The sequence below is a fragment of the Mycobacterium sp. NAZ190054 genome (assembly GCF_001545925.1).
In the GTDB taxonomy this organism is placed as follows: Bacteria; Actinomycetota; Actinomycetes; order Mycobacteriales; family Mycobacteriaceae; genus Mycobacterium.
On record NZ_LMVQ01000259.1, the window covers coordinates 1 to 5,364 of the forward strand.

The 5,364-nt window shown below is 71.0% G+C and carries 6 protein-coding genes and 1 pseudogene; 4 read left to right on the forward strand and 3 right to left on the reverse strand.

Features of this window, described 5'->3' with window-relative positions:
• Window positions 1–206: 206 nt before the first annotated feature.
• From aroC to ASJ79_RS17980, 3 genes are read left to right on the forward strand one after another with little or no spacing between them, the layout of a single operon-like run.
• Window positions 207–1,421: a chorismate synthase gene (aroC, locus tag ASJ79_RS17970; RefSeq protein WP_197420262.1), complete on the forward strand. Its 1,215-nt coding sequence runs from the start codon at window positions 207–209 to the stop codon at window positions 1,419–1,421.
• Complete coding sequence (locus ASJ79_RS35120; protein ID WP_082753910.1) at window positions 1,421–2,221, forward strand: shikimate kinase; 801 nt, start codon at window positions 1,421–1,423, stop codon at window positions 2,219–2,221. Before aroC ends, ASJ79_RS35120 begins: the two co-directional genes overlap by 1 nt.
• 43 nt (window positions 2,222–2,264) lie before the next feature.
• Entirely contained in the window at window positions 2,265–2,879 is a 615-nt protein-coding gene (locus tag ASJ79_RS17980) for a pyridoxamine 5'-phosphate oxidase family protein (RefSeq protein ID WP_067957873.1), read from the forward strand.
• Between the two features lie 2 nt (window positions 2,880–2,881).
• Here the strand turns inward: ASJ79_RS17980 and ASJ79_RS17985 are convergent, their stop codons facing one another.
• Genes ASJ79_RS17985 through ASJ79_RS17995 form a run of 3 tightly spaced genes read right to left on the reverse strand, consistent with a single transcriptional unit; the run spans window position 2,882 to window position 5,041 of the window.
• The gene (locus tag ASJ79_RS17985; RefSeq protein WP_067957876.1) at window positions 2,882–4,003 is read right to left on the reverse strand and encodes a nitronate monooxygenase family protein; all 1,122 of its coding nucleotides are present in this window, start codon (window positions 4,001–4,003) and stop codon (window positions 2,882–2,884) included.
• Between the two features lie 42 nt (window positions 4,004–4,045).
• Window positions 4,046–4,822 carry an S-methyl-5'-thioadenosine phosphorylase gene (locus ASJ79_RS17990; protein ID WP_067957878.1) on the reverse strand — a complete coding sequence of 259 codons (777 nt, stop codon included), beginning with the start codon at window positions 4,820–4,822 and terminating at the stop codon, window positions 4,046–4,048.
• Window positions 4,823–4,825: 3 nt separating this feature from the next.
• Window positions 4,826–5,041: a hypothetical protein gene (locus tag ASJ79_RS17995; RefSeq protein WP_067957881.1), complete on the reverse strand. Its 216-nt coding sequence runs from the start codon at window positions 5,039–5,041 to the stop codon at window positions 4,826–4,828.
• A gap of 42 nt (window positions 5,042–5,083) precedes the next feature.
• Between ASJ79_RS17995 and ASJ79_RS31205 the strand changes: the two are divergent.
• Window positions 5,084–5,257, forward strand: a pseudogene (locus ASJ79_RS31205) (1,4-dihydroxy-2-naphthoate polyprenyltransferase); the annotation flags it as partial.
• Window positions 5,258–5,364: the final 107 nt, after the last annotated feature.

Here is a 5,364-nt window from a genome sequence, read left to right on the forward strand (position 1 = left end):
GTGGGTGCTGGCCGCGGTCGGGGCGGCGCTGCTGACCGCGGCGCTGGCGGTGTGCCTGCGCATGCTCGGCGCCGGCCCCACCGTGCCGCACGGTCCGTCGATGTGCCTGTCCACCGGTGTGGTGCTGGCGCTGGCATCGCCCACCCCGGTCCTGTAGCGCAGGACGCTTTTCGGGACCGAGGGCCTGTCGTGCGAAAATGGGCCGCGTGTTGCGATGGACGACGGCAGGCGAATCCCACGGCCGGGCGCTGGTGGCCATGGTCGAAGGTATGGTCGCCGGCGTCGCGGTGACGTCCGAGCAGATCTCGGCGCAGTTGGCCCGCCGCCGCCTCGGCTACGGCCGCGGCGCCCGGATGAAATTCGAGCAGGACCAGGTCACGATGCTGACCGGCCTGCGCCACGGCCTGACCCTGGGCGGCCCGATCGCCATCGAGATCGGGAACACCGAGTGGCCGAAGTGGGAGGCCGTGATGGCCCCCGATCCGGTCGACGCCGAGGTGCTGGCCGACAGCGCCGCGCGCAACGCGCCGCTGACCCGGCCGCGTCCCGGCCACGCCGACTACGCCGGCATGCTCAAGTACGGCTTCGACGACGCCCGCCCGGTGCTGGAGCGCGCCAGTGCGCGCGAGACCGCGGCCCGCGTCGCCGCGGGCACCGTCGCGCGGGCCTTCCTGCAGCAGGCGCTCGGCGTCGAGATCGTCTCCCACGTCATCTCGATCGGTGCGTCGAAGCCCTACGACGGTCCGCCGCCGCAGGCCGCCGACCTGGCCGCGGTCGACGCCAGCCCGGTGCGCGCCTTCGACGCCGCCAGTGAGGCGCTGATGATCGACGAGATCGAGGCCGCCAAACGTGACGGCGACACACTCGGGGGCGTGGTCGAGGTGGTGGCGCACGGACTGCCCGTCGGGCTCGGTTCGTTCACCAGTGGCGACAATCGGCTCGACAGCCAGCTCGCCGGCGCGGTGATGGGTATCCAGGCGATCAAGGGTGTCGAGATCGGTGACGGCTTCGAGACCGCGCGGCGCCGCGGCAGCGTCGCCCACGACGAGATCTATCCCGGTCCCGACGGCGTGATGCGGTCCACCAACCGCGCCGGCGGACTGGAGGGCGGGATGACCAACGGGCTGCCCGTGCGGGTCCGCGCGGCGATGAAACCGATCTCGACCGTGCCGCGGGCGCTGGCCACGGTCGACATGGCGACCGGTGACGAGGCCGTGGCGATCCACCAGCGCTCCGACGTCTGTGCGGTGCCCGCGGCCGGTGTCGTCGTCGAGACGATGGTCGCGCTCGTGCTCGCCCGCGCCGCGTTGGAGAAGTTCGGCGGTGACTCGCTGGCCGAGACCCGGGGCAACATCGACAACTACCTGCGGGCCGTCGCGGCCCGCGAACCGTCCACCAGCGGGGCAAGGGCCTCGGGCTGATGGCGCCGAAGGCGGTTCTGGTCGGATTACCGGGCTCCGGGAAGTCCACGATCGGACGGCGGTTGGCCAAGGCGCTGGACGTGCCGCTGCTCGACACCGACGCCGCGATCGAGAAGAGCACGGGCCGCAGGATCGCCGACATCTTCGCCACCGACGGAGAGGCCGAATTCCGCCGCATCGAGGAAAGCGTGATCCGCGACGCGCTGGCCGGTCATGACGGGGTGGCCGAAAGAGCCGCCGCGGCCGGGGTTCCGGTGGTCCGCACCTACGGGATGAGCGAGACGGCCGGTGGCTGCGTGTACGACGGGATCCCGCTCGACGGGGTGGGGGTGCGCATCGACGGTGACGGCCGGATCTGGCTCGGCGGGCCGACGGTCGCCGCCGGATACCGCAATCCCGTCACCCCGGACCCGTTCACCGAGCCGGGCTGGTTCCGCACCGACGACCTTGGCGCCGTGGATGATTCCGGCGCGCTGCGGGTGCTCGGCCGGGTGGACGACGCGATCACCACCGGCGGTCTCAAGGTGCTTCCGAGTGTCGTCGAGGCCGCGCTGTCGACTCATCCCGCGGTGGCCGAGTGCGCGGTGTTCGGGGTCGCCGACGAACGCCTGGGGCAACGCGTGGTGGCCGCGGTGGTCACCGCGGCGGGCGCGTCGATCACGTTGGCACAGTTACGATCTCACGTCGCCGCCACACTGCCGTCGACGGCGGCGCCGCGGCAGCTGCACATCGTGGACGAGTTGCCGCTGCGCGGTATCGGCAAGGTGGACCGCCGCGCGCTCGCCGGACGGTTCGGGTGAGGGTGCGCCCCACCGCCGCGTCCCGGACCCGCATGATGGAGCCATGAGCCGTGAAGTGACCTCCGTCGACGAACTGCGCGCGATCGTCGGATATCCCAACGCCGCGGTGGCGAACAAGGTCCGTGACCGCCTGTCACCGGTCCAGCAGCACTGGTTGTCGCATGCGCCGCTGGGCTTCGTCGCCACGCAGGATGCGCAGGGCCGCCTCGACGTGTCACCGAAAGGTGACCCGGCCGGGTTCGTGCAGATCATCGACGACCGCACCATCGCGATCCCCGAACGCCCCGGCAACAAGCGCGTGGACGGCTACCTCAACGTGCTGCAACGCCCCCGCGTGGGCACCCTGTTCCTGATCCCGGGCCGCGGGGACACCCTCCGGATCAACGGCAGCGCCCGGGTGATGGCCGACGCCGACTACTTCGACGCGATGTCGGTGCGGGGCAAGCGGCCGATCCTGGCCCTGGAGATCAGCGTCGAGGAGGTCTTCTTCCACTGCGCCAAGGCGTTTCTGCGTGCGCAGGCCTGGCAACCGGAGAGCTGGAACCCGACGGCGGTGCCGAGCGCGGCGGAGCTCGCCAAGGCGATGGGCGCCGACGTCGACCTCGCGGAGATCCGCAGGCACCTCGACGAGGACAACCTGCGCCGGGTGCTGTACTGACATCAGCCGGGCAGCGAGTTGTTCAGGCGTTCGGCGGCGGCCAGGTAGTCCTCGATGAACTCGCGTATCACCTCGCGGGCGGGTTTCACCTTGTTCATCAGGCCGACACCCTGCCCGACGAAGTACGTCGCGAGTGCCTGCGCGCCCTCGTGGCCCTGCGAGGCCAGCACGTCGATGCGGCGGATCACCGGCTCGCACAGCATCGACTGCAACGGCAGCGGCAACGGTTGGTGACCGTCCCTGTTCGGCGCCCACGCGTCCGTCCAGGCCGAAACCAGCTGCCGTGACGGTTTGCCCGTGCGCCCCGCCGAACGCACGGTGTCCCGCGACGTGGCGGCCAGCATCTTGGCGACCGTGTGCGGCGCCGTCTCGGCCTCCTCCGTCGTCAGCCACACCGAACCGGTCCACGCACCGGCCGCGCCCATGGCGACCATGCCCGCCATCTGCCGGCCGGTCACGATGCCGCCGGCGGCCAGCACCGGCACCGCACCGTCGACGGCTTCGAGCACCTCGGGCACCACGACCAGCGTGCTGACCTCGCCACAGTGACCGCCGGCCTCGGTGCCCTGCGCGACGATGACGTCCACCCCCGCGGCGACCTGCTTGACCGCGTGCTCCCTGGCCCCGACCAGTGCCGCGACCGGGATGCCTCGCTCCTTGCCCGCCTCGATCATGTAATCCGGCGGCACGCCAAGGGCGTTCGCGATCAGCTTGACCGGATGGGTGAGCGCCACGTCGAGCAGTTCCCGGCCGGTGTCGCCGGACAGCGACGCCCCGCCGAGGCGCCGGTTCGGCTCGGGCTCGATATCGTGCGCGCGGAGCAGGTCGTCGACGAGGTCGCGGTAACTCTGCGGGATGCGGCCGGCCAGGTCCGCGCCGGACAACTTCTCGCCCTTGCCCTCGAACTTGGCGGGCACGATCAGGTCGACGCCGTAGGGCTTGTCCCCCACCGCGTCGTCGATCCAGGTCAGCTCCCGGTCCAGCTGGTCGGGGGTGTAGGCGGTCGCGCCGAGCACGCCGAAACCGCCGGCGTTGGTCACCGCGGCCACCACGTCCCGGCAGTGACTGAAGGCGAAGAGCGGGAAGTCGATACCGAACTGCGCGCACAGCGCTGTGGACGTCATGGGCCCCAGTATCGCTTGACGGGTGTCGAGGCGGTAGTGCGGTCAGGGCAGATCGAACGGCAGCTGCACGCCCTCGTGCGCCAGGCAGTGCGTGCACGTGCGCTCCTGCGCCGTGTTCCCGACGGCCTCGTGCACGAGCTGCTTGAACGGCACCATGTTGCGTTCGAACTCGGCGAACACGTCCACCGCCCGCACACCGTGCCCGCTCTCGATGCCGGCGTCCAGATCGGTCACCAGAGCTATTGCGGCGTAACACATCTCCAGCTCACGAGCCAGCACCGCCTCGGGGTAGCCGGTCATGTTGACCAGGCGGAAACCCTGGTCGGCGAACCACCGGCTCTCCGCACGCGTCGAGAACCGCGGCCCCTGGATCACCACCATCGCGCCGCCGTCGACCACACCGGGCAGACCGGTCACCGCGGCGCGCAGCGCCGGGCAGTACGGGTCGGCGAAACCGACGTGGATACCGCCGGAGTCGAAGTACGTGTCGGCCCGGCCCGAGGTCCGGTCGACGAGCTGATCGGGCACCACCATCGCACCCGGCCCGAGCTGCGGGTCGAGGCTGCCGACCGCGCACGGCGCGAAGATGCGCCGCACCCCCAGCGAGCGCAGCGCCCACATGTTGGCCCGGTACGGCACGGTGTGCGGTGAGAACTCGTGGCGCACACCATGTCTGGGCAGAAAGGCGACTTCGTGGTCCCCGACGGCGCCGACGGTGATCGGCGCGCTGGGCGGACCGTAGGGCGTGTCCAGATTGACAGCGCGGGCATCGGTGCCGAAGAACGAGTAGAAGCCGCTGCCTCCGATGACTCCCAGCACCGGCTATGCGTCGTCCTCGTCACCCTGCTGCGAGGCGGCCCGGCGCGCCCCGTCGCGGATCTCGAACACGTCGGTGGCGAATCCGCCGAGGGCGTTCGCGACGTCCCTGACCGCCGTCGTGATGATCGAGGCGACCTCACCGACGGCCGACGCACCGGCGGCGACGATCTCCTGGATCGCGTCCTTGCCGATCTCGGCCCTGCTCAGTCGCTCGTCCATGCGCTCAGTCTGCCACGGTCGGCACCTGCAAGACTGACCGTCGTGGCCAGTTTCGCCCAATGGGTCGAGGGGGCGCGTCCCCGGACGCTGCCCAACGCCGTCGCGCCCGTCCTCGCCGGCACCGGCGCCGCCGCATGGCTGGACGCCGTGTCGTGGTGGAAGGCGCTGCTGGCGTTGCTCGTCGCGGTGGGGATGATCGTCGGAGTGCGGGGGGCGGGCGTCGGAGGTGTCGGTCACAGTGTTCCCTTTCGTAATCCGTACATCATTGCGGTGATGGGGCTGTCGAACAGTCGGGGCAGACGCCCCAGTAGATGACTTCGGCC